25 protein-coding genes and 2 tRNA genes are annotated in these 20,440 nt (G+C 73.8%); 13 read left to right on the top strand and 14 right to left on the bottom strand.

All coding sequences use genetic code 11. From position 1 onward, the window contains the following. Window positions 1-7: 7 nt before the first annotated feature. From AB7F12_RS06105 to rpmG (AB7F12_RS06075), 7 genes are all read right to left on the bottom strand, one after another. The gene (locus AB7F12_RS06105; protein ID WP_147102843.1) at window positions 8-217 is read right to left on the bottom strand and encodes a hypothetical protein; all 210 of its coding nucleotides are present in this window, start codon (window positions 215-217) and stop codon (window positions 8-10) included. A 108-nt stretch (window positions 218-325) separates the two neighbouring features. Then, a complete protein-coding gene (locus AB7F12_RS06100; protein WP_428498799.1) occupies window positions 326-769 on the bottom strand; it encodes a MaoC/PaaZ C-terminal domain-containing protein in 444 nt (147 codons plus the stop codon). Then, complete coding sequence (locus AB7F12_RS06095) at window positions 766-1,209, bottom strand: FAS1-like dehydratase domain-containing protein (RefSeq protein ID WP_428498800.1); 444 nt, start codon at window positions 1,207-1,209, stop codon at window positions 766-768. The genes AB7F12_RS06100 and AB7F12_RS06095 overlap by 4 nt, the downstream gene beginning before the upstream one ends. A 2-nt stretch (window positions 1,210-1,211) precedes the next feature. Further along, window positions 1,212-1,379 (bottom strand): 50S ribosomal protein L33, encoded by a 168-nt coding sequence (gene rpmG, locus AB7F12_RS06090; protein ID WP_428498801.1) that lies wholly within the window; start codon window positions 1,377-1,379, stop codon window positions 1,212-1,214. Between the two features lie 41 nt (window positions 1,380-1,420). After that, a tRNA-Met gene (locus AB7F12_RS06085) sits at window positions 1,421-1,496 on the bottom strand. 38 nt (window positions 1,497-1,534) lie between these two features. Beyond that, a tRNA-Thr gene (locus AB7F12_RS06080) sits at window positions 1,535-1,607 on the bottom strand. Window positions 1,608-1,786: 179 nt separating this feature from the next. Further along, window positions 1,787-1,951 (bottom strand): 50S ribosomal protein L33, encoded by a 165-nt coding sequence (gene rpmG / locus AB7F12_RS06075; RefSeq protein WP_428498802.1) that lies wholly within the window; start codon window positions 1,949-1,951, stop codon window positions 1,787-1,789. 45 nt (window positions 1,952-1,996) lie between these two features. On the opposite strand from rpmG (AB7F12_RS06075), the gene mrf reads away from it, so the two are divergent. The 6 genes from mrf (at window position 1,997) to AB7F12_RS06045 (ending at window position 10,417) form a co-directional block, all read left to right on the top strand. Further along, a complete protein-coding gene (mrf, locus tag AB7F12_RS06070) occupies window positions 1,997-3,313 on the top strand; it encodes a ribosome hibernation factor-recruiting GTPase MRF (RefSeq protein WP_428498803.1) in 1,317 nt (438 codons plus the stop codon). A gap of 232 nt (window positions 3,314-3,545) precedes the next feature. Next, complete coding sequence (locus AB7F12_RS06065) at window positions 3,546-3,839, top strand: hypothetical protein (protein WP_428498804.1); 294 nt, start codon at window positions 3,546-3,548, stop codon at window positions 3,837-3,839. Then, complete coding sequence (locus AB7F12_RS06060; RefSeq protein ID WP_428498805.1) at window positions 3,836-6,880, top strand: helix-turn-helix transcriptional regulator; 3,045 nt, start codon at window positions 3,836-3,838, stop codon at window positions 6,878-6,880. Before AB7F12_RS06065 ends, AB7F12_RS06060 begins: the two co-directional genes overlap by 4 nt. A gap of 69 nt (window positions 6,881-6,949) precedes the next feature. Beyond that, window positions 6,950-8,212 (top strand): cytochrome P450, encoded by a 1,263-nt coding sequence (locus tag AB7F12_RS06055; protein ID WP_428498806.1) that lies wholly within the window; start codon window positions 6,950-6,952, stop codon window positions 8,210-8,212. Then, window positions 8,209-9,882, top strand: a complete 1,674-nt coding sequence (locus tag AB7F12_RS06050; protein ID WP_428498807.1) for a class I adenylate-forming enzyme family protein — start codon at window positions 8,209-8,211, stop codon at window positions 9,880-9,882. Before AB7F12_RS06055 ends, AB7F12_RS06050 begins: the two co-directional genes overlap by 4 nt. Window positions 9,883-10,222: 340 nt before the next feature. After that, window positions 10,223-10,417: a hypothetical protein gene (locus tag AB7F12_RS06045; RefSeq protein ID WP_428498808.1), complete on the top strand. Its 195-nt coding sequence runs from the start codon at window positions 10,223-10,225 to the stop codon at window positions 10,415-10,417. 70 nt (window positions 10,418-10,487) lie between these two features. Here the strand turns inward: AB7F12_RS06045 and AB7F12_RS06040 are convergent, their stop codons facing one another. Beyond that, window positions 10,488-10,694: a hypothetical protein gene (locus AB7F12_RS06040; RefSeq protein WP_428498812.1), complete on the bottom strand. Its 207-nt coding sequence runs from the start codon at window positions 10,692-10,694 to the stop codon at window positions 10,488-10,490. Window positions 10,695-10,900: 206 nt separating this feature from the next. Between AB7F12_RS06040 and tenA the strand changes: the two genes are divergently transcribed. After that, a complete protein-coding gene (gene tenA / locus AB7F12_RS06035) occupies window positions 10,901-11,563 on the top strand; it encodes a thiaminase II (RefSeq protein ID WP_428498809.1) in 663 nt (220 codons plus the stop codon). Window positions 11,564-11,607: 44 nt separating this feature from the next. Here tenA and AB7F12_RS06030 read toward each other — a convergent pair whose 3' ends face one another. From AB7F12_RS06030 to AB7F12_RS06020, 3 genes are all read right to left on the bottom strand, one after another. Next, entirely contained in the window at window positions 11,608-12,018 is a 411-nt protein-coding gene (locus tag AB7F12_RS06030; protein WP_428498810.1) for a phage holin family protein, read from the bottom strand. 18 nt (window positions 12,019-12,036) lie between these two features. Further along, window positions 12,037-13,266, bottom strand: coding sequence for a serine hydrolase domain-containing protein (locus tag AB7F12_RS06025; RefSeq protein WP_428498811.1), 1,230 nt, complete (start codon window positions 13,264-13,266; stop codon window positions 12,037-12,039). A gap of 68 nt (window positions 13,267-13,334) precedes the next feature. Then, on the bottom strand, window positions 13,335-13,661 hold the full coding sequence (locus AB7F12_RS06020; protein WP_428502426.1) for a DMT family transporter: 327 nt from the start codon (window positions 13,659-13,661) through the stop codon (window positions 13,335-13,337). A gap of 89 nt (window positions 13,662-13,750) precedes the next feature. Between AB7F12_RS06020 and AB7F12_RS06015 the strand changes: the two genes are divergently transcribed. Both AB7F12_RS06015 and AB7F12_RS06010 read left to right on the top strand, forming a co-directional pair. Then, window positions 13,751-14,728 (top strand): patatin-like phospholipase family protein, encoded by a 978-nt coding sequence (locus AB7F12_RS06015; RefSeq protein WP_428502424.1) that lies wholly within the window; start codon window positions 13,751-13,753, stop codon window positions 14,726-14,728. Window positions 14,729-14,962: 234 nt separating this feature from the next. Further along, a complete protein-coding gene (locus AB7F12_RS06010) occupies window positions 14,963-15,397 on the top strand; it encodes a hypothetical protein (protein ID WP_428502423.1) in 435 nt (144 codons plus the stop codon). Between the two features lie 277 nt (window positions 15,398-15,674). On the opposite strand, the gene AB7F12_RS06005 is transcribed toward AB7F12_RS06010, so the two are convergent. Together AB7F12_RS06005 and AB7F12_RS06000 are read right to left on the bottom strand one after the other, a co-directional pair. Then, window positions 15,675-16,574, bottom strand: a complete 900-nt coding sequence (locus AB7F12_RS06005; protein ID WP_428502422.1) for an alpha/beta hydrolase — start codon at window positions 16,572-16,574, stop codon at window positions 15,675-15,677. Window positions 16,575-16,831: 257 nt separating this feature from the next. Continuing rightward, entirely contained in the window at window positions 16,832-17,347 is a 516-nt protein-coding gene (locus tag AB7F12_RS06000; protein ID WP_428502421.1) for a PaaI family thioesterase, read from the bottom strand. 54 nt (window positions 17,348-17,401) lie between these two features. Here AB7F12_RS06000 and AB7F12_RS05995 point away from each other — a divergent pair, with 54 nt between their 5' ends. Together AB7F12_RS05995 and AB7F12_RS05990 are read left to right on the top strand one after the other, a co-directional pair. Beyond that, window positions 17,402-17,881 (top strand): winged helix-turn-helix transcriptional regulator, encoded by a 480-nt coding sequence (locus AB7F12_RS05995; RefSeq protein ID WP_428502420.1) that lies wholly within the window; start codon window positions 17,402-17,404, stop codon window positions 17,879-17,881. A gap of 32 nt (window positions 17,882-17,913) precedes the next feature. Further along, complete coding sequence (locus tag AB7F12_RS05990; RefSeq protein ID WP_428502419.1) at window positions 17,914-18,459, top strand: hypothetical protein; 546 nt, start codon at window positions 17,914-17,916, stop codon at window positions 18,457-18,459. On the opposite strand, the gene AB7F12_RS05985 is transcribed toward AB7F12_RS05990, so the two are convergent. Further along, window positions 18,456-19,037 (bottom strand): helix-turn-helix domain-containing protein, encoded by a 582-nt coding sequence (locus AB7F12_RS05985; RefSeq protein WP_428502418.1) that lies wholly within the window; start codon window positions 19,035-19,037, stop codon window positions 18,456-18,458. The two genes, AB7F12_RS05990 and AB7F12_RS05985, sit on opposite strands and share 4 nt — an antisense overlap. A 64-nt stretch (window positions 19,038-19,101) precedes the next feature. Here AB7F12_RS05985 and AB7F12_RS05980 point away from each other — a divergent pair, with 64 nt between their 5' ends. Beyond that, window positions 19,102-20,070 (top strand): NAD(P)/FAD-dependent oxidoreductase, encoded by a 969-nt coding sequence (locus AB7F12_RS05980; RefSeq protein WP_428502417.1) that lies wholly within the window; start codon window positions 19,102-19,104, stop codon window positions 20,068-20,070. 23 nt (window positions 20,071-20,093) lie between these two features. Beyond that, window positions 20,094-20,420, top strand: a complete 327-nt coding sequence (locus AB7F12_RS05975; RefSeq protein ID WP_428502416.1) for an antibiotic biosynthesis monooxygenase family protein — start codon at window positions 20,094-20,096, stop codon at window positions 20,418-20,420. Window positions 20,421-20,440 lie beyond the last annotated feature (20 nt).

Below are 20,440 nucleotides of genomic sequence, written 5' to 3'. Positions count from 1 at the left end.
CGTGGAGCTACTTGTCGGTGTCGGCCAGCGCGGCCAGTGCTGCGGCGCGCTTCGCGTACTTCCAGCCGGCCAGGTCCTGGATGGTCTTGATACCGAGCGCGGCGAGCTGCTCGTCGTGCTTCGGGGTGAGGCCCTCGAGTGCCGACGGCGGTGCGGCGAGGATCTCCGCGGCCGTCTTGTCCTCCCACGCCTTGTCGACGAGCTTGGCGAACTTCATCGTTCTGCTCCTCTGCGACGATGACGCCGGACCACCGGGACGGAGATCCGGTGTGACGTTCGCAGCATCGACCCAGCCCGACGTATGGGGCAAGCCGAGCGGCCGCGATCAGCCCGGAAGTGCGACCTCGGCAGCGGCACGGCCCAGCACGGTACGGCCGTCGAACTTCGCGACGATGTCGATCCGGGCGATCCGGACGCCGTCGGTCTCGGTGAGCGCGCGGACCTTGCCGGAGAGCTCGAGCGTGGCGCCCTCGTCGTCGTCGGGGACCACGACGGGCCGGGTGAACCGGACGCCGTAGGAGCGGACCGCAGCGGGGTCGCCCACCCAGCCGGTGACGAAGCGGCCGGCGAGGGCCATCGTCAGCATCCCGTGCGCGATGACGCCGGGCAGGCCGACGGCGCCTGCCGTGCGGTCGTTCCAGTGGATGGGGTTGAAGTCGCCGGAGGCACCCGCATAGCGGACGAGGTCGGCGCGGGTGATCCGGAGCGTGAGTGGCGGTAGCTCGTCGCCCTCGGCGACGGCCGACAGGTCGGGCGCCGGGCTGCTCACGAGGCCGCCTGGGTGACGAGCATGGCCTTGGTGGCGGCCACGGTCGCGCCGCCGGCGTCGGTGAGCTCGCAGCGCAGCGTGAGCATGTGGCTCCCGGCGCGGGTGGAGAGGTCGTCGACGTGGATGACGGTGACGAGTTCGTCGCCGGCCCGGATCGGACGGTGCAGGGTGATCGACTGGTCGCCGTGGACCATGCGCGAGTAGTCCCAGCCGAACGCGGGGTCGCGCAGGAACGCCTCGATGAGCGGCATGGTGATGGTCGCGGCGAAGGTCGGCGGCGCGACGACGTCGGGATGACCGGCGGCGCGTGCCGCACCCACGTCATGACAAATCCGCGAGTCCTCACCGATGGCGGTGGCGAACTCGCGGATTTTCACGCGGCTGACCTGATATGGGTCGGACGGGTCCAGTGACCGGCCGACCCAACTCTCGTCGGGCACGCTCAGCGGGTCTCTTTGTGCTCCCGGTGCGTGCCGCAGTTGGGGCAGAACTTGTTCATCGCGAGACGGTCGGGGTCGTTCCGACGGTTCTTCTTCGTGATGTAGTTCCGGTGCTTGCACTGCTCGCACGCCAGCGTGATCTTCGGCCGAACGTCCGTGGCCTTACCCATCGCGGGTGCCTCCTGCTTGCGCTTCTCTGTGATCGACGGTGTGGTAGCGGTGGCCGGACTTGAACCGGCGACACAGCGATTATGAGCCGCTTGCTCTACCGACTGAGCTACACCGCTTCGCAGGACCGATGCTACGTGACACCGAGTCTTGCCCGAGCCCCTTTACGGAATCGAACCGTAGACCTTCTCCTTACCATGGAGACGCTCTGCCGACTGAGCTAAAGGGGCGACACGGCCTTCCGGGGTGGTGGCTACTGCCGACCCCGGCTGACCCGGAGAACTCTACACACCCCCGCCGTGCCGCCTCGCACGCGGGGTGTCCGCATGGTCCGACCTGTGCGAACGCCCCGGCAGCGGCCGCGACCCACCGCTGCCGGCGCCGGGGCCGGCAGCGGTGGTCAGGGAGATCAGCGCTCCTCGCGGAACTCCACGTGTGCGCGGACCCTGGGGTCGTACTTGCGCAGGACCATGCGGTCGGGGTCGTTGCGCCGGTTCTTGCGGGTCACGTACGTCGTGCCCGTGCCGGCGGTGGAGCGCAGCCGCACGATCGGTCGCAGTCCGGTCTTCGCCATGCATCCTCCTCATAACGAGAATCATTTTCATCTACAGTACACGGCATGTCACCCCCGAGGAGGAACGCCGTGCCGCCCGACCCGGCCCCGCCCACCGAGCTGCTCGTGCTCGCCGGACTCCCCCGCGACCTCACCGAACGCGTCGCCGCGCTGCTGCTCGCCGCACCCGGCACCGTCGTCGTCGGCCACGACCTGCGCGACGTCGCCGACGGCCGCGTCCGCCGCCGCGTCCGCGCCACCACGCTCGGCACCGCCGACACCCCGGCGACCCGAACCGACAGCACCACCGACGTGCGGCTCGCCCACGGCTGCGTCTCCTGCACGCTGCGCGAGGACCTCCTCCCCGAGCTGCTGCGCCACGCCGGCACCGCGACGCGCGTCGTCCTGCACCTCGACCCCGTCCTCGACCCCGAACAGGTCTGCTGGGCCCTCGCCCACGTCCGCACCGAGGCCCCCGGCGGCGGGCGCACCGTCGTCACCGACGTCCTCGACCTGCGCGGCGTCGTCACCGCCGTCGACTCCTCGAGCTGGCTCGACGACGCGACCGGGGACGCCGTGCTCGACGACCGCGCCGTCGCCCGGCTGCCCGACGACGACCGCATCGTCGCGCAGCTCGTCACCGGGCAGGCCGAGTTCGCCGACGTGCTCGTCCTGGACGGAACCACGTCGGGCTGGACGCTCGCCCGCACCCACGCCGCCCTCGCCCGGCTCGCCCCGGCCGCCCGCCGGACCACCCTCGCCACCGTCACCGCGGACCCCGACCTGCTCGGACTGCGGGACCTGCCCGCCGACGCCCGCCGCGGCCGCGTCGACGACGTCCACGCCCCGCTGCTGCGCGGCACGCCCCCGCTCGACGAGGACTGCGGCCTCGCGCTGCACCTCTTCTCCGCGCGCAGGCCGTTCAATCCCGAACGCCTGCACGAGGCGATCGACGTGCTGCTCGACGGAGTCGTCCGCACCCGCGGGCGGGTGTGGCTCGCGACCCGGCCCGCGGACGTGCTGTGGCTGGACTCGGCGGGTGGCGGCCTGCAGATCGGGCACGCAGGAAGCTGGCTCGCCGACACCAGCCCGGACGTGTGGCAGGCGGCCGACCCGCAGCGCGTCGCGCTCGCCGCCGCCGGCTGGGACGACCGGTTCGGCGACCGTTCGCAGGACGTCGTCGTCCTGGTCGACGGCGCACGCCCGGAGACGATCGACGCCGCGCTGCGCGCTGCACTGCTCACCGACGAGGAGCTGGCCGCCGGCCCCGGGGCCTGGGCGGAGCTGCCCGATCCCTTCGGCCAGTGGCACGCCGACCCCTGCGGACCGGGGCCGGCGCGCACCCCGCTCGAGCAGCACCACGACCGAGGAGGGCACGACTGACCGCCGCCCCGAGCCGCGCGGCACCGGCTGCCGTGGCCCGGGGTGGCGGACGATCACCCGCCCGATCGGGTTGCCGCCGTCCTCGACCGGACGGGCAACCCGGATCCCGGCGCCGGCTGAGGCCCTTACCCCCGGCCGGGTGACGTCGCGGCCGGGGTAAGGGCCCGGGGACCGGGCGGGACGGCGTCGACGACCGATGCCGGGCCACGGGCCTCAGCACGACCGTGGAGTCATGTTCGTCAGCCACCATCTCGACACGGAGATGTTCGTCCACCGCGACCGGCTCCTCGCCGACGCCGACGAGTTCCGCCTCGCCCGCCTCGCCCGGGCGGCCCGGCGCCGGCGGCGCCGGGAGTCGGCCGCGCCGCCGTCCGCGCGCAACCTCGCTGCTCCCGCAGCGGGCCGCGACGACAGTGGGGTTGCGGCCGGCCCGGTGCCCGACGCCGCCGCCCCCGCGCCCGACGGCAGCACCGGCGGCGGCACCGGAAACAGGGACGTGAAACGTCGGAGTCGCGTGCGAGCATGAGCGACGTGCCGCGGCTGGGCGTCGGGATCCCGCTGGTCGGCCGCCGCGAGGAGCTGCGCGCGCTGTCCGCCGCGCTCGACGCGGCCGCCGCCGGGTCGGCCGGTGCCGTCCTGCTCGCGGGTGAGGCGGGCGTCGGGAAGACGCGGCTGATCGGCGAGACCGTCGCGCGGGCGCAGGCGAGCGGGTTCGCCGTGTTCACCGGGCGCTGCCTCGACACGGGCGAGGCCGCGCTGCCGTACCTGCCGTTCACCGAGGCGCTGCGCAGCCTGGCGGCCGACCGTCCCGACCTCGTCGACGCCCACCCGCCGCTGCACCGGCTGCTGCCGGGGTCGCGGCCCCGGGAGGAGGTCAGCGCGGGCGAGCGCGACCTGGGCCAGCTGCGGGTGTTCGACGCGGTGCTGTCGGTGCTGGAGCAGCGCTCGGCGGCCGACCCGGTGCTGCTCGTGCTGGAGGACGTGCACTGGGCCGACACGTCGAGCCGCGACCTGCTCGTGTTCCTGGCCTCCCGGCTGGGTGCGCAGCGGCTGCTGGTGCTGGCCAGCTACCGCGGTGACGACCTGCACCGCCGCCACCCCCTGCGGCCCCTGCTCGCCGAGCTGGTCCGGCTGCCCGCGGTGGCCCGCGTCGATCTCGGCGCCCTGGCGGTGCCCGACGCGGAGGCGCTGGTCCGGGAGCTGGCCGACGGCACGCTGTCCGACCAGTCGATCGCGCGGATCGCGCGGCGCAGCGAGGGCAACGCGTTCTTCGCCGAGGAGCTCGTCTCCGCCTCCGACGAAGGGGTGCCCGACGGCCTGGCCGAGGTGCTGCTGGCCCGGCTCGACCGGCTCACCCCCGACGCGCGCCGGGTGTTGCGGGCGGCGTCGGTGGCGGGCAGGCGGGTCCGGCACGACCGGCTCGCCACAGTGCTCGACATGGGTGTCGACGAGCTGGAGACGGCCCTGCGCTCGGCCGTCGCCCACCACATCCTGGTGCCGGAGCAGGGTGGCCGGGCGGTCACCGCGTCCGACACCTACGTCTTCCGGCACGCGCTGCTGCACGAGGCCGTCTACCAGGACCTGTTGCCCGGGGAGCGCAGCCGGCTGCACGCGGCGTTCGCGGCGCTGCTGTCGCCGGACGGCCCGGGCGACCGCGAGGAGCCGGGGGCGGTCGCCGAGCTCGCCCATCACGCGCTCGCGGCGCACGACCTGCCGCTGGCGTTGTCGGCGTCGGTGCGCGCGGCCGACGAGGCCGACCGGCGCGGGGGTCCGGCCGAGGTGCTGCTGCACGCCGAGCGGGCGCTGAGCCTGTGGCCCGCGGTGCCCGACGCGCAGGAGGTCACGGGCGTCACCGAGATCACGATCACCCGGTGGGCGGCGTGGGCGGCCGCCGCGACGGGTGACCCCGACCGCGGGGTGGCGCTGGCGGCGCGGGCCGTGGAGTTGGCCGACCGGGAGGCCGACCCGCTGCAGGCGGCCGACCTGCGGGTGCGCTACGCGCTGCGGCTGCTGGAGATGGGCGAGGGCGACGAGCCGCGCCGTGTCGTCGCCGAGGCGCTGGCCGTGTACGCCGACGCGCCGCCGTCGGGCGACCTGGCGTGGGCGCACGCGGTCGCGGCCCGGTCGGCGGTGCGTCTCGACGACATCGCTGAGGCCGGCGCCCGGGCCTACACGGCGCTGCAGGTGGCCCGCGGGGTGGTCGAGCGCGGCCTGGAGGGGCACGACGACGCCATCGCGGCGCAGGCCGACGCCCTGGTGACGCTGTCGGTGTGCGAGGAGGCGCTGGGACGTGACGAGGCGGCCCGCAGCCGGCTGGCCGAGGCCAAGGAGCTCGCGCGCGCGTCGGGGAACCTGGGGGTCGAGCTGCGGACGTTCTTCAACACCGGCATCTCGCTGCTGGACGCGGGCCACCTCGGGGAGGCGGTCGCCGAGTTCGCCGCGGGTGAGGAGCGGGCCGTCGCCACGGGCACGACGTGGAGCGGCTACGGCCTGGAGCTGCGGGTCGCGCACGTGCTGGCCGCGCACATGCGGGGCGACTGGGACGACGCGGAGCGCTCGGCGCGGATGGGCGCGGCGGCGGTGTCGGAGACGGTGGCGGTGCGGGTGGCCGCGGCGGCGCTGCTCACCGCCGTGGGCCGGGGCCGGTTCGACGCGGTGGAACGCCGGATCACCGACCTGTCGGCGAGCCGCCCCACCGACGACCAGGTGCTCCTGCTGATCGGGCAGGCGGGCGCGGAGTCGGCGCTGTGGCGTGGCGAGCCGCGCCAGGCTCTGGAGCGCGTCGCGGCGGCGCGCGAGGGGCTGCTGGTGTGGGACCCGCACCACCTGGCCGGGATCATGTTGTGCGCCATCGGGGTCGCGGCGTACGCCGATCTCGCCGTCACGGGCGCGATGGAGCGTGCCCGGGCCGTGGCCGGCGCCGAGGAGCTCGCCGCCGCCGGGCGGGACGCGGCCGAGAAGGGCACGCCGCGGGGCGCACATCTCGGGGTGGAGGGGCTGGCGTGGCTGGCGCGGATGGAGGCGGAGCTGGCCCGTGCGCGGGGCGACGCCGACGCAGCCGCCCGGTGGGCCGAGGTCGTCGTCGCGTTCGGCTACGGCGACACGTACCGGCAGGCGCTGGCACGTCGCAGGAGGGCCGAGGCGTTGCTGGGCGCGTCGCCGGACGCGTCCGCCCGCGGGGAACCGGCCCGGGCCACCGTGGCCGTCGAGGCCCGCACCGACGCCGCCGACGAGCTGCGCCGTTCCCTCGCCACCGCGACCGCGCTGGGCGCCGCCCCGCTCGCGGCGGCGGTGCGCGAGCTCGCCGACCGCGCCGGGATCGGCCTCGACGGCCACGGCGGCGACCCGGTGCCGGGACGCGACGTCCTCACCCCGCGCGAACGGGCCGTCCTGGAGCTGGTCGCGGGCGGAAGGACCAACCGGCAGGTCGGCGCACAGCTGTTCATCAGCGAGAAGACCGTCAGCGTCCACCTGTCGAGGGTGATGGCCAAACTGGGCGCCGCGAGCCGGACCGAGGCGGTGTCGCTCGCCTGGTCGCGCGGCCTGCTCGACACGACCGGGTCGTGAGACCTCCCGTCCGTACCCGCGGGTAACTATGGTGTGAGCAACCGCTCACACCAGTACGGGGGTACGGCGATGGCGCCGCATGTCACCGGTTTCGACCTGTCCGACCTCGACGGGTTCTGGGCCGCGCCGATCGCCGAACGGGCCGCGGGCTTCGCCGCCCTGCGCGAACGCGACCCGGTCTCCTTCCATCCCGAGCCGGAGTCGCCGTGGCGCGACCCCGACGGCGGCTTCTACGCCGTCACCCGGCTCGACGACGTCCACGAGGCCAGCCGCAACCCGCACGTCTTCTGCTCGGGCAAGGGCTCGACGTCGATCCCCGACATGCCGGCGGAGTTCGTCGAGTTCTTCGGCTCGATGATCGGCATGGACGATCCGCGGCACGCGCGGATGCGCCGCATCGTGTCCCGCGGCTTCACCCCGCGCCGGCTCGCGCAGCTCACCGACGACGTGGCCGTGACGGCCAGGAGGATCGTCGACGACGTCATCGACCGCGGCGAGTGCGACGCGGTCACCGAGATCGCCGCGCGGCTGCCCATGAAGATCGTCTGCGACCTGATGGGAGTGCCGCAGAGCCAGTACGACTTCGTGTTCGACGCCTCCAACGTCGTGCTCGGCGCGGGCGACCCCGAGTACGTGCCCGAGGGGACCGACGTCGTCACCGCGATCCTCACCGCGGCGGGCGGGCTCGCCCAGCTGATGCGCGAGCTCGGCGAGGAGCGGGCGAGGAACCCGACAGACGACGTCACGTCCGCGCTGGTCAACGCGGAGATCGACGGCGAGCGGCTCACCCCCGACGAGCTCGCCAGCTTCTTCATCCTGCTCGTCGTCGCCGGCAACGAGACGACCCGCAACGCGATCTCGTGGGGCCTGCAGCTGCTCACCGAGAACCCCGACCAGCGGGCGCTGTGGCTCGCCGACGTCGACGGCGTCACCCCGACCGCGATCGACGAGATCGTGCGCGTCGCGTCCCCGGTGATCTTCATGCGGCGCACGTGCACACAGGACACGGAGCTGGGCGGGACGCCGCTGCGCGCCGGCGACAAGCTCGCCCTCTTCTACTGGGCCGCGAACCGGGACCCGGCGCACCTCCCCGACCCCGACCGGTTCGACGTGCTGCGCACCCCCAACCACCACGTCGGTTTCGGCGGGCCCGGCCCGCACTTCTGCCTCGGCGCGCACCTCGCCCGCCGCGAGATGTCGGTGATGTTCCGCGAGCTGCTGACGCGGGTGCCCGACATCCACGCGACCGCGCCGCCGCACCGGCTGCGGTCGATGTTCATCAACGGCGTCAAGCACCTGCCGGTCGCGTTCACCCCGGGCGGCACCCGGTGACAGCCCGGTCGCAGGTGCGCCTGGACTACCCGGACGTCGCGGTCGGCGCGGTCCTCGCCGGATCGGCACGCCGGTTCGGCGACCGCGTCGCGGTCCACCACCAGGGCCGGGAGCTGACGTTCGCGCAGCTCCACGCGCGGGCGTGTGCGTTCGCGCAGGCGCTGCGCGCCGACGGGATCGGCCGGGGTGACGCCGTCGCGATCCACCTGCCCAACTGCCCGCAGTACGCGGTCGCCTACTTCGGGACCCTGCTGGCGGGCGCGACGTTCACCCCCGCGAACCCGCTGCTGCCGCCCGACGACCTCGCCGCCCAGCTCGCCGACTCCGGCGCCCGGGCCGCGGTGACGTGGGGGCCGGTCGCGCCCGCCCTGCTCGGGGTGCGGGACCGGACGTCGGTGGGTCTGGTGCTGGTCACCGACCGGGACCAGGGCATCGATCCCGCGCACCGCTCGTCGCTGCCCGCCGGCACGGCCGACTTCGAGGACTTCCACGCCGGCGCCGCGACCACCCCGCCCGAGCCCGGCGTCGTGCCCGCCGCCGACCTCGCGCACCTGGCCTACACCGGCGGCACGACGGGCCGGTCGAAGGCGGTGCAGCTCACGCATCGCAACGTCGTCGCGAACGTCCTGCAGTACGCGTGCGGCGGCGCCGGCGCGGTCAGCCGCGTCGACGACGACGGCGGGCTGTGGATCGAGCAGACCAGCCCGCCCGAGGAGCACCCGACGCGGCTCGGCACCGGGGTCTCGATCTGCCTGGCGCCGTGGTTCCACGCGATGGGCACCATCGGCGGGCTGAACGTCCCGGTCCTGTCGGGGACGACGATGGTGCTGCACGAACGGTTCGAACCCGCCGGCTACCTCGCCGACGTCGAACGCTTCCGGGCCACCACGCTCTCGGGTGCCCCGCCCCTCTATGCCGCGCTGCTGCGCCACCCCGACCTGGCAACGCGCGACCTCTCCTCGGTCCGCGGCCTCAGCTCCGGCGCCGCGCCGCTGCCGGTCGAGGTGATCGGCGGGTTGCGCGCCCGCTTCGGCGACGACGTCGTCATCGCGGAGGGCTACGGGCTCACCGAGGTGACGATGGGCGCGACGATCGGGCCGTCGGCGCGCTCGGCGGTCCGCAAGCCGGGGACGGTGGGCCCGCCGGTGCCCGACACCGAGATCGCGATCCTCGGCGTCGACGGCGAGGAGCTGCCCGTCGGCACGGAGGGTGAGGTCTGTATCCGCGGCCCGCAGGTGATGCGCGGCTACCGCAACCGGCCCGACGAGACCGCGGCGGCCCTCGCCGGCGGCTGGCTGCACACCGGCGACGTCGGGGTCCTCGACGACGACGGTTACCTGCGCATCGTCGACCGGCAGAAGGACATGCTCATCTACAAGGGGTACAACGTGTATCCCCGTGAGCTCGAGGAGCTGCTCCACGCGCAACCGGGAGTGACCGGCGCCGCGGTGGTCGGGCGCCCGCAGACCGATGTCGGCGAGCTGCCGGTGGCGTTCGTCGTCGCACCGGGTCTCGACGCCGGCGCCGCGCAGGAGCTCGTCGAGCGGGTGAACGCGCAGGTCACGCCGTACAAGCGGCTGCGCGAGATCGTGCTCGTCGACGAGATCCCGGTCTCGGCCGCGGGCAAGGTGCTCAAGCGGGCGCTGCGGGAGCGGCTCGCCGCGGGTTGACACCCACACGGGTGGTGGGTCGATCCTTTCCGGGACCAAAGACCCCGATAGTGTGATCAGCGCTAACGGCCGTCCTCGCGCCGGCGACAAGGTTCACGTACGGACACCCGGGGCGTCACACGGGACCCGCACAGGCGGCCGCCTCGTGGTGGCCGCGCTCCCCCCAGAGAGGTGGTCCGCCATGACGACGCCGGTCGCTCAGCCCCCGGTTCGCCCGGTGCCTGCGCCGCGCCCGTTCGTGGACGTGCCCACCCAGCGGATCGTTCCGCCGGCCCGCCTCGTGGCGGACGCGCGGACCCGGCCGGCTCCGTCGGCCGCGACGTCACTGGGGAGCGGCGTCGTGGAGACCCGGGCGGTCGGGGCCGCCCGGGCCCGGAGCCGGGTCGGGACCATCGTGGACGTCGTCGGCCGGTTCGGGACCGTGGTCTCGTTCGCGGCGATCGTCGTCGTGTCGACGGCCATCGGGGTCTCGACCGACAACGCCGCGCCGGCCGGCGACTCCGCGAACGCGGGCATGACACTCGGCGCCCCGTGACGACCCGGCCCTGCCCGATCGGACGGCCGCAGCTCTCCGATCGCTCCGTCGACCCCGATCGGGTCGGCGGTCAGGCCGCGGCCTCGCCCGGCGTGGCCAGCGGCGCCTTCAGCACGTGGTCGACCAGCCGCATGACCAGCTGGGCACCGCCGAGCCGGTAGCCGAACTCCTCCCAGGTGAGAAGCTCCTTGGAGATCATCTCACCGACCGGACCCGGGTACAGCCGGGTCGCACGGAAGGCCGCTGCACGAAGCCGCATCTTCTCGTGGTGGTCCATCGGGCTCACTCGCTCTCCTCGCCGTCGACGTGACACGTACGGACGAGCGCCTCGACGCTGAAACGCACCCTGTGGGGCAATGGTCGCCCACCCCTGCCATGACGTGGCATGACCGACCCCATGGAGTGACGAGTATCTCACACTGTGCGCACGGAACGCGTCCGCACCGCCACGACCTGCGCTGATGATCACCTAGATTCGTCCGCGTGAGCCTCACCGAACTGCTGTGGTCCGACGTCGAGGACGTCTACGCCAAGGTCCTCGCACACCCCTTCGTGACCGGCCTGACCGACGGATCGCTGCCGCACGAGTCGTTCCGGCACTACATCGTGCAGGACTCCCACTACCTGCGCGGCTACTCCAAGGCGCTCGCCGCGTGCGCCGCCAAGGCCCCCACCGACGACGAGACCGTCATGTTCGCGACGAGCGCCACCAGCGCCGTCGCCGCCGAGCAGGGCATGCACGCCGCACTCGTCGACGCCCTGGGCACCACACCCGAGGCGGCCGCGAAGGAGCCGATCGCCCCCACCACGCAGGCCTACCTGAGCTACCTGCTGGCCGTCGCGCACGGCGGGTCCTACGCCGAGGCCGTCGCCACCGTGCTGCCCTGCTACTGGATCTACGCCAAGGTCGGCGCCGAGCTCTACCCGCGCAGCTCCCCGGACCCGCTCTACGCGCGCTGGATCGCGATGTACGGCGACGAGGACTTCCAGACGGTCGTCGACACCGTCCTCGCCGTCACCGACCGGATCGGCGAGACCGCGGGCCCCGCCGAGATCGAGCGCATGCGCCGCCACTTCCAGGCGACGACGCGCTACGAGTGGATGTTCTGGGACGGCGCCTGGCGCCGCGAGACCTGGCCCGTCTGACACACCTCGGGGCGGGGCCGATGCGGCCCCGCCCCGGGCGGACGTCAGCGCTGGTCGAGCTTGTCCGGGATCAGCACGTGCAGCAGGAACGACACGACCCCGACGATGATCGCGCCCCAGAACGCCGCCCAGAAGCCGTCGACCGCGAACGGCAGGCCCAGCTTCCCGGCGATCCAGCCGGCCAGCCACAGCAGCAGCGCGTTCACGACCAGGCTGATCAGGCCCAGCGTCAGGATGTAGAGCGGGCAGCCGACCACCTTGATGATCGGCTTGAGCACCGCGTTCACGATGCCGAAGATGATCGCGACGACGATCAGCGTGCCGATCGTCGACGCCGTCGTCGAGGCCGGGTTCACCTCGGTACCGACGCGGATCCCGCCGAGGATCAGCGTCGCCACCCACAGGGCTACCGCGACGACGATCACCCGGATCGTCATGGCCAGTGCATTACTCATGCTGTTGTCCTTCCGGGCTCAGTCGACCAGGGCCTGCATCACGAGCGCGCGCAGCTGCGGGCGCAGCGGGTAGGTGCTCGACGGCATCAGCTGCGTCATCAGCACCGCGGTGACGTCCTCGACGGGGTCGACGTAGAACGCGGTGCTGGCCAGGCCACCCCACGCGAACTCGCCGACACTGGTGAGCTGCTCGCCCACCGTCGGGTCGATGACGACGGAGAAGCCCAGCCCGAAGCCGACGCCCGCGTACGTCGACTCCGCGAAGATCGGCCGCCCGATCGTCTCCAGGTCGACGCCGCCGGGCAGGTGGTTGCGGGTGGCGAAGGCCAGCGTGCGGTTGCCCAGCAGCCGGACACCGTCGAGGGCGCCGCCGCCCGCGAGCATCTGGGTGAAGCGGTGGTAGTCGTGCAGCGTCGAGGCCAGGCCCCCGCCCCCGGCCAGCAGCGTCGGCGGCTCGGTGATCAGCGCGCCCAGCGGGCTGGCGACGAGCCCGCCGCCGGGCCGGGCCGCGTACAGCGTGGCCAGCCGGTCGACGGCGCCGTCGGCGACCTGGAACGCGGTGTCGGTCATCCCGAGCGGGCCCAGGATGCGCTCGGCGAAGAACCGGTCGAGCGACATGCCCGACGCGACCTCGACGACCCGGCCCAGCACGTCGGTCGACACGCTGTAGTTCCACTCCGTGCCGGGCTGGAACAGCAGCGGCAGCGCCGCGAACTGGTCGCACGCCGTGGCCAGGTCCATCCCCGCGGGCGTGGTGAGCTCGTGGCCACGCAGCCGGTACATCTCGTCGACCGGGTGCGCGTGGTGGAAGCCGTAGGTCAGGCCCGAGGTGTGGGTGAGCAGGTGCCACACCCGCATCGGCTCGGTGACCGGGTCGGTCGCGGGGGCGAGCGCCGACCCCGACCGGTACACCCGCTGCTCGGCGAACGACGGGATGAACCGCGACACCGGGTCGGTCAGGGCGAGGGCGCCCTCCTCGTAGAGCATCAGTGCGGCGACCGAGGTGATCGGCTTGGTCATCGAGAAGATGCGCCACACCGTGTCCGGCTCGACGGGCAGCCCGGCCTCGACGTCACGGTCGCCGTAGTGCGCCACGTGCGCCACCCGGCCACGGCGGGCGACGGCGATCGACCAGCCCGGCAACCGCCCGTCGTCGACGTAGCGGCGGAAGTGCGCGTCGATCCGCGCGAGCCGGCCGGCGTCGAAGCCGACCTCTGCCGGGTCCACGTCCACATCGAGCACACCCACGGCGCCGACCCTACCCACGCGTGATCACGGGCGGGTCTCCTTCTGTCCGTTCGGGTCCGGTGCCGAACTCAGTGCGCTCCCGCCAGGTTCAGCAGCACCACGCCCCCGATGATCAGCACCACCCCGCCGGCCTTCGCCACACTCATCCCCTCCCCCAGGAACACGACCCCGACTAGCACGACCGCGGCCGTCCCGATCCCCGACCACAGCGCGTACGCCGTCCCCACCTCGAACGCCTTCAGCGCCTGCGACAGCAGGGCGAACGCCGCCACGTACCCGACGACCACGACGATCGACGGGACCAGCCTCGTGAAGCCGTCCGAGAGCTTCAGGCTCGTCGTGGCGACGATCTCCGTCACGATCGCGCCGAGCAGCCACAACCACGCCACCGCCATGGCGCCAGCATGCTCGCCCCGGCCCGTCACCGGCGTGACGTCGTGCGGTGGATCTCGGCAGGCCGCCGCGCAGGAGTCACAATCGGGGGATGTCGTCCGCGTCTCCCCCGGCGGCAGGGCCCTCCGGCGACGGCGAGGTCGTCCGCGCCCTGCTGCGCCGCCGCCGCGAGGGCAGCCTGCCCGGCGCCCGCACCGACGGCCACCGGATCGCGCTCGTCGTCGGTGGTGGCGGGATGCGCGGCGCCTACGCGGGCGGGATGGTGCACGCCCTGGAGACCGCCGGGCTCGCCGACGCCTTCGACGTCGTCTACGGGGTGTCGGCGGGCGCGTTCGTCGGCACCGCGCTCGTGCTGGGCCACGGCTACGACGCGTCGCGGATCTTCCCCGACGACATGGCGTGCAAGGAGTTCATCGACCCCCGCAGGCTCGGCACCCGCAAGCCCATGGTGTCGCTGGACCACCTGATCGACCACATCCTCGTCCACGTGAAACCCACGGACTGGGACGCGCTGCGCGACAGCCCGATCCCGCTGCGGGTCGTCGTCACCGACGCCGCCGACATGACCCCGCACGTGCTGGAGCGGCTGCCCGACCGCGACACGTGGAAGCGCGTCATGCGGGCCACCGCGTCGATCCCGTGGCTGGCCGGGCCGCCCGTCCTCGTCGGTGGCCGTCGCTACCTCGACGGCTCGGTCAGCGACCCCATGCCCGTCGCCCGTGCACTGAGCGACGGCGCCACCCACGTCCTCGCCCTGCTCACCCGCACCGTCGCCGAACTGCGCCGCTCCGACCCGGGCACCCGTCCGCCGATGTGGGCGCGGGGCATCGACGCCGTCGTCCCCGGCCTCGGCGCGATGACCCAGGACGTGCGCCGGCACGCCGCCGGCCTCGACCTGCTCTCCGACGTCGCCCACCCGGACCGCGGTGCCGCCCACCTGACGGCGATCAGCCCCGCCCGGTCCGCCGGCATCCGCGGGCTCACCGTCGACGTCCCCCGTATCGAGGAGGCCGTCGCGCTCGGCCGTGAGGCCGTCGTCGCGGCGCTGCAGGCCGTGTCCGTGTCCTGACCGTCACCGTCGGTGTCCGGCCCGTGTCCTCACTCAGTGCAGTGACCTGCTCACTTCGATCATGATCTGTCCACAGATGGGGATCGATCACGGTAGGTGACAACTCTGTAATTCACCCACACGACCCCTGCCGATCCACAGGTTGGTCACATCCTGTGGATCGGGACACACCCCAGCGCGAACCATCCCGATAGCCGCGTTGACCGCTCGCCGGTGCCAGGTCCAAGGTTGGTGGTGACCTGTGCACCACACGACGAACTGCTCCGCGACGCGCACGACTTCGGCGGCCCCGACCTCGTCGCCGACATCCACGACGAGGCCCGCACCTGGGTCGACGAGGCACACCCGTGGGACGGCACCGGGGACGAGCCCGGCGACCGCAGCTCCGCCTACCTCGCCGTCTGGTGGCAGCGGATCGACCTCGAACGCGTCGAGCGCATCGGCACCCTCGTCCGGCGTGCCGACGGCCGCTGGCAGCCCATCGGCCCGGTCCGCTGCCCCGAGGGCCACACCTTCGGCCCGCGCCGCGTCCTCGTCGGCTGGATCCCGTGCCCCTGCCGCGGTCACCGCGTCTGGACCTGCCAGGCCCCCACCGGCGACGGGCTCTGCGGCCTGCAGACCGTGCACCCCGTGCCCGGGCCGCGGTGCCGGGAGGTCGGCATCGGCTGACGCGGCCGACGCCGCCCCCGCCGAGCGTGTGACCAGCGCACACGGGGCGCGCTGGTCACACGGCCGGCCGCGATCCCGTCATCGGGCGCGCAGCGCACACAGCCGGCAGCGGCTCGCCGAGCGGGTCCTCAGCGCGGCCCGGAGACACTCACGACACGCTCGACCGTGGGCAGCTCGCCGAGCGGGGCGTCAGCGCGGTCCGGAGACGCTCACGACACGCTCGGCGAAGGGTGGTCCGTCGAGCGGTCGTCAGCACTGCGTGGACCCGGGGAGGCCGTCAGCCGCCCAGGTGCTCCACGAACCAGTCCCGAGCCGGGGCCGACGCGTCGCCGAACCCCTCGACGTAGGCGTCGAAGTGCCCGCCCGGCACGATCACCAGCCGCTTCGGCTCCCGGGCGTGCTCGTAGGCCCCGATCGCGAGGTGCGCCGGTGTCAGGTGGTCCTCCCGGGCCACCACCATCATCAGCGGGGTGGGGCTGATCCGGCCGATGTAGGTGCCCGGCTCGTACTCGCCCAGCATCTCGACGGTCCGCAACGTCACCTCGTTGCGCCACGACGGCGCCCGGTCCTTGCCCGTCTCGGTGAACCACGTCCACGAGTCGGGCGTCGGCAGCGCCGACGGGGCCATCGGGTCCGCGTCCACGACCGGCACCATGGCGGGCGGGTCGCCGGCGAACCGGGCGGCCCGGTCGGCGTCGAACATCTCGCGGAAGCCGGCGCGGAAGTCGGCACGCACCAGCTCGCCGATGTTCGCCGAGCCGCTGACCAGCGGGACCTGGGCCACCACCGCCTTCACCCGACGGTCGATCGCGCCGACCACCAGCACGTGCCCGCCCGAGTAGCTGCTGCCCCAGATCCCGATCCGCGTCGGATCGACCTCGTCGAGGGTCGTCGCCCAGGTGATGGCGTGGCGGTAGTCGCGTACCTGCGCCCAGGGGTCGATCTCCTGGCGTGGCTCGCCGTCGGACGCCCCGAAGTTGCGGTTGTCGAACACCAGCGCGTTCAGCCCCGCCGCCGCGAAGGCCTCGGCGAAGGAGTCGAGGTACATCTCCTTCACCGCGGAGAAGCCGTGCGCCATCACGACGGTCGGCGCCGGCCCCGACACTCCCTCGCCTGTGTAGAACCAGCCTCGCAGCGTGACGCCCTCGGCGTCGAACTCGATGTCTCGTCGGGTCATGGTCGCTCCCCGGGGTCGCCCGGCCCCGCCCCACGCCGGACCGGTCCGTGCCGGCCTCGGCTCACCCGTGAGGTCGGCCACCTCGACGCTAGGCGTCGACCCGGCTCCGTCGTGCCGCCGGACGGGTCGGCTTGCCTCCACCACGTGGCCCCGCCGGGCGCGGGCACCCACCCGCGCGCAATATCGGTGTCGTCCCGGCGACGGATCGCGACCGTGGGGTTGCGGCCGAGTCCGACGCGCGGTTCCGGGCCGGGCCGTCAGGAGGCGGCGGGGCGGAAGATCATGCAGCTGCTGGTGGCGTGGGCGAGGAGCCGGTCGGCGCCGTCGAGCAGCCGCGACTGCGCGAGCGCGGTCCGCCCACCGAGCTGCAGGACCTCACCGACGCAGCGCACCGGGCCCGTCGCGTCGGTGATGGGGCGCAGGAACTTCACCGTGAGGTCGAGGCTGGTGTAGTAGGCACCGGCCGGCAGGCGGGACTGCACGGCGCAGGCGGCGGCGGAGTCGAGCAGCGTGGCGTACACCCCGCCGTGGACCGAGCCGATGGGATTGTAGTGGAACTCCGCGGGCTCGAGGCCGAACTCGACGCGGCCCTCCTCGACGGAGACCAGCGCGATCCCGAGCGTGTCGACGATCGGTGGTGCCGGGAGCTCCCCGGCGGCGATGCGGCGCAGGAACGTGAGCCCGTCGTCGACGCGGGCCGCGGCAGCGCTGACGCTCGGGTCGCCCCACTCGTAGGTGCGGGACCGGACGGGGGCCTCGGGCTGGGCGGACATGGCGCGACTCTAGATTCTCTGAGTATCGATGAGCAACTCAGCTAGGCTGTGACGATGGACGGAACGACCCCGTGGGCCGACCTCGACACCGCCGGCTGCTCCGTCGCGCGGACGGCCGCGATCGTCGGCGACGCCTGGACCCTCGTGCTGCTGCGCGACCTGTTCAACGGCCTGCGCCGCTTCGACGACCTCGCCGCCCACCTCGGCGTCGCCCGCACCGTCCTCAGCCGGCGGCTGGCGGCCCTCGTCGACGCCGGGCTGGTCGACCGCGAGCCCTACCGCGAGCCCGGCCGGCGCGAACGTCACGAGTACCGGCTGTCCGCCGCGGGTCGCGACCTGCTGCCGGTCGTCCTCGCGCTCATGGCCTGGGGCGACACCCACCTCGCCGGCGACGACGGGCCGCCGGTCGTCGTCGAGCACCGGGACTGCGGCGCGCCCGTCCAGGTGGCGCTGCGCTGCACCGCCGGCCACGACGTCGACCCTCACCGCGGCACCGTCGCCCGCCCCGGCCCCGGCGCCCGCCGCCGCCCGTGAAAACCGGTCGACGGCACTGTGACGATGATCGGGTGGACGTCGCATTCACCAAGCTGCCGCGGGGGCAGCGCACCCACAGTGTCGTGCGTCGCGCCGACGGGGTGCGCTGGAGTGTCGACGGCGGCGTCGCCGGGCCCGGGCTGCCGCACGACCTGGTGCATCTCGTCGTGGAGCGCGCGGTCGGTGAGCAGCGCGGGTTCTGGGGGTCGGTCGCAGCGGGAGCGGTGTTCCGCAGCATGACCCATCTCGACGGCCGACGACCGCCGCACGGCGGGGAGAAGTCGACGGTGCTGCTGCGGGAGCGCCACGGCGGACTGCAGGCGGCCGAGCTGCTGGCCGACCTGGTCGAGCACGTCGCGCGGCGGCAGCTGACCTCGACCGAGCAGGTCCGGGCTGCGGCGCGCACGCACCTGCGGCCCGAGCAGCGCGCCGAGGTCGATCCCGCCCGGGTGCTGGAGGCCGCGGAGGCGTTGCGCGACATGCAGTCCCGGTGGGCGCAGCTCGCCGAGGGCGAGGAGCTGACGGTGACCTGGCCCGATCCGGTACGCCGCCGGCGGGGTCGGCGCCGCCAGATCTAGGACCTGCGCCCGCTCGCCCGCAGGTGGGCGCGCTCCCCCTGTTTGCCGAAGAGGCTGAGCGCCTCGACGGGCTGGTCGCCGGTGGCGAAACCGTGGGGGACGTGGCAGTCGAACTCCGCGGCCTCGCCCGTGCCGAGCACGATCTCCTTGTCACCCAACAGGAGCGTGAGCTGTCCGCTGATGACGTAGACCCACTCGAAACCCTCGTGGGTGCGCAGCTCGCCGCACTCGAGACCGGGCGGGTAGACGAGCCGGTAGGGCCGCGGCTGCACCGGGCCGCGGGTGAGCGGGTAGGCCGCGGCCCGACCCATCCTGACGGGTTCGAGGCCCCGCACCCGCGGATCGGGGACCGCGGGTTCGGCACCGACGAGATCGTCGAGGCCGACACCGTGGGCACGGGCGATGGGCAGCAGCAGCTCCAGCGTCGCCTTGCGCTGCCCGGACTCCAGGCGCGACAGGGTGCTCGTCGAGATGCCGGTGGTGCGCGACAGCGCGGCGAGGGTGAGGTCGCGTTCGCGACGCAGCTCCGCGAGCCGTGGCCCGACCCTCGCGAGGAGCGCCGTCGGATCGGTCGTCATGAATCCTTGCTACTCCGGCAACGACGTTGGCGCAACGGCACGGTCGCGGTGCACCGTGGTCGGCATGACGCAGACGGAGAACTTCGACGTGGTGGTGGTCGGCGGCGGCGCCGCGGGGCTGTCGGCGGCCCTGATGCTCGGCCGGTCCCGGCGCTCGGTGCTGGTCCTCGACGCGGGCGAGCCGCGCAACGCCCCCGCCGCGGGCGTGCACGGCCTGCTCGGTCACGACGGCACCCCACCCGGCGAGCTGCTGCGACGCGGGCGGGCCGAGGTCTCGGCGTACGGCGGCGTCGTCCGCCCGGGGCGAGCGCGGACCGCCGCCCGCGACGACGACGGCTTCACCCTCACCCTCGACGACGGCGGCACCGTCCACGCCCGCCGGATCGTGCTCGCCACCGGCGTCGTCGACCAGCTGCCCGCCGTCGACGGACTCGCCGCCCGCTGGGGCCGCGACGTCCTGCACTGCCCGTACTGCCACGGCTGGGAGGTGCGCGACAAGAAGATCGCCGTCCTCGCCACCGGGCCGATGGCGGTACACCAGGCCCTGCTGTTCCACCAGCTCTCCGCCGACGTCACCCTGCTGCTGCACCGGCAGCGCGCGCTGTCCGACGAGCAGGCCGAGGAGCTCGCCGCGATCGACGTCCGCGTCGTGACCGGCGAGGTCACGCGCGTCGTCGTCGAGGACGACGCGATCACCGGGCTGGTGCTCGAGTCCGGTGAGGTCGTCGCGGCGGAGGCCGTCGTCGTCGGGTCGCGGCCCGTCGCCCGCCCCGACCTGCTCGCCGACCTCGGCCTGGAGACCCACGACCTGCCCAACGACATGGGTACCGCCGTCGCCGCCGACGCCATGGGCGTCACCGCCGCTCCCGGCGTCTGGGCAGCAGGCAACCTGACCGACCCGTTCGCCCAGGTCGGAGCCTCGGCCGCCGCGGGGGCGAAGGCCGGCGCGATGGTCAACGCCGACCTGGCCGCCGAGGAGGCGCGCCTGGCGGTCCGGCAGCGTCGCGCACTGCACCCGGAGCCGGCGGCGTAGCGGGGGCACGCCATCGTGTACCGGTGACACCTGACGGGATCGCCGCCACCCCCACCCCGCCCTACGTCGCGGTGATCTTCACGTCGCTGCGCACCGCCGGGGACGACGACGGGTACGCGGCGGCCGCCGCCGACATGGACGCGCTCGCCGCCCGCCAGCCCGGCTACTTGGGTGTCGAGTCGGCACGCGAGGGAGTCGGCATCACCGTCTCGTACTGGCAGGACGAGGAGTCGGCACGAGCGTGGAAACAGGTCGCCGAGCACGTCGAGGCGCAGCGTCGCGGCCGCGTCGACTGGTACGTCGCCTACCGGGTCCGTATCGCGGACGTGGTGCGCGAGTACGGGACGTGACCCTGCGCAGCACGCTGCCG

Source organism: Pseudonocardia sp. (assembly GCF_050250275.1).
Classification (GTDB): Bacteria; Actinomycetota; Actinomycetes; order Mycobacteriales; family Pseudonocardiaceae; genus Pseudonocardia.
The sequence above is the reverse complement of the archived record's forward strand: the minus strand, read 5'-3'. Positions and strand labels throughout refer to the sequence as shown.

Coding starts and splice junctions, on each gene's coding strand:
- AB7F12_RS06105 (WP_147102843.1), bottom strand. CDS start 217: ATGAAGTTCGCCAAGCTCGTCGACAAGGCGTGGGAGGACAAGACGGCC.
- rpmG (WP_428498801.1), bottom strand. CDS start 1,379: ATGGGTAAGGCCACGGACGTTCGGCCGAAGATCACGCTGGCGTGCGAG.
- rpmG (WP_428498802.1), bottom strand. CDS start 1,951: ATGGCGAAGACCGGACTGCGACCGATCGTGCGGCTGCGCTCCACCGCC.
- mrf (WP_428498803.1), top strand. CDS start 1,997: ATGTCACCCCCGAGGAGGAACGCCGTGCCGCCCGACCCGGCCCCGCCC.
- AB7F12_RS06065 (WP_428498804.1), top strand. CDS start 3,546: ATGTTCGTCAGCCACCATCTCGACACGGAGATGTTCGTCCACCGCGAC.
- AB7F12_RS06060 (WP_428498805.1), top strand. CDS start 3,836: ATGAGCGACGTGCCGCGGCTGGGCGTCGGGATCCCGCTGGTCGGCCGC.
- AB7F12_RS06055 (WP_428498806.1), top strand. CDS start 6,950: ATGGCGCCGCATGTCACCGGTTTCGACCTGTCCGACCTCGACGGGTTC.
- AB7F12_RS06040 (WP_428498812.1), bottom strand. CDS start 10,694: ATGGACCACCACGAGAAGATGCGGCTTCGTGCAGCGGCCTTCCGTGCG.
- AB7F12_RS06030 (WP_428498810.1), bottom strand. CDS start 12,018: ATGAGTAATGCACTGGCCATGACGATCCGGGTGATCGTCGTCGCGGTA.
- AB7F12_RS06020 (WP_428502426.1), bottom strand. CDS start 13,661: ATGGCGGTGGCGTGGTTGTGGCTGCTCGGCGCGATCGTGACGGAGATC.
- AB7F12_RS06015 (WP_428502424.1), top strand. CDS start 13,751: ATGTCGTCCGCGTCTCCCCCGGCGGCAGGGCCCTCCGGCGACGGCGAG.
- AB7F12_RS06005 (WP_428502422.1), bottom strand. CDS start 16,574: ATGACCCGACGAGACATCGAGTTCGACGCCGAGGGCGTCACGCTGCGA.
- AB7F12_RS06000 (WP_428502421.1), bottom strand. CDS start 17,347: ATGTCCGCCCAGCCCGAGGCCCCCGTCCGGTCCCGCACCTACGAGTGG.
- AB7F12_RS05995 (WP_428502420.1), top strand. CDS start 17,402: ATGGACGGAACGACCCCGTGGGCCGACCTCGACACCGCCGGCTGCTCC.
- AB7F12_RS05985 (WP_428502418.1), bottom strand. CDS start 19,037: ATGACGACCGATCCGACGGCGCTCCTCGCGAGGGTCGGGCCACGGCTC.
- AB7F12_RS05980 (WP_428502417.1), top strand. CDS start 19,102: ATGACGCAGACGGAGAACTTCGACGTGGTGGTGGTCGGCGGCGGCGCC.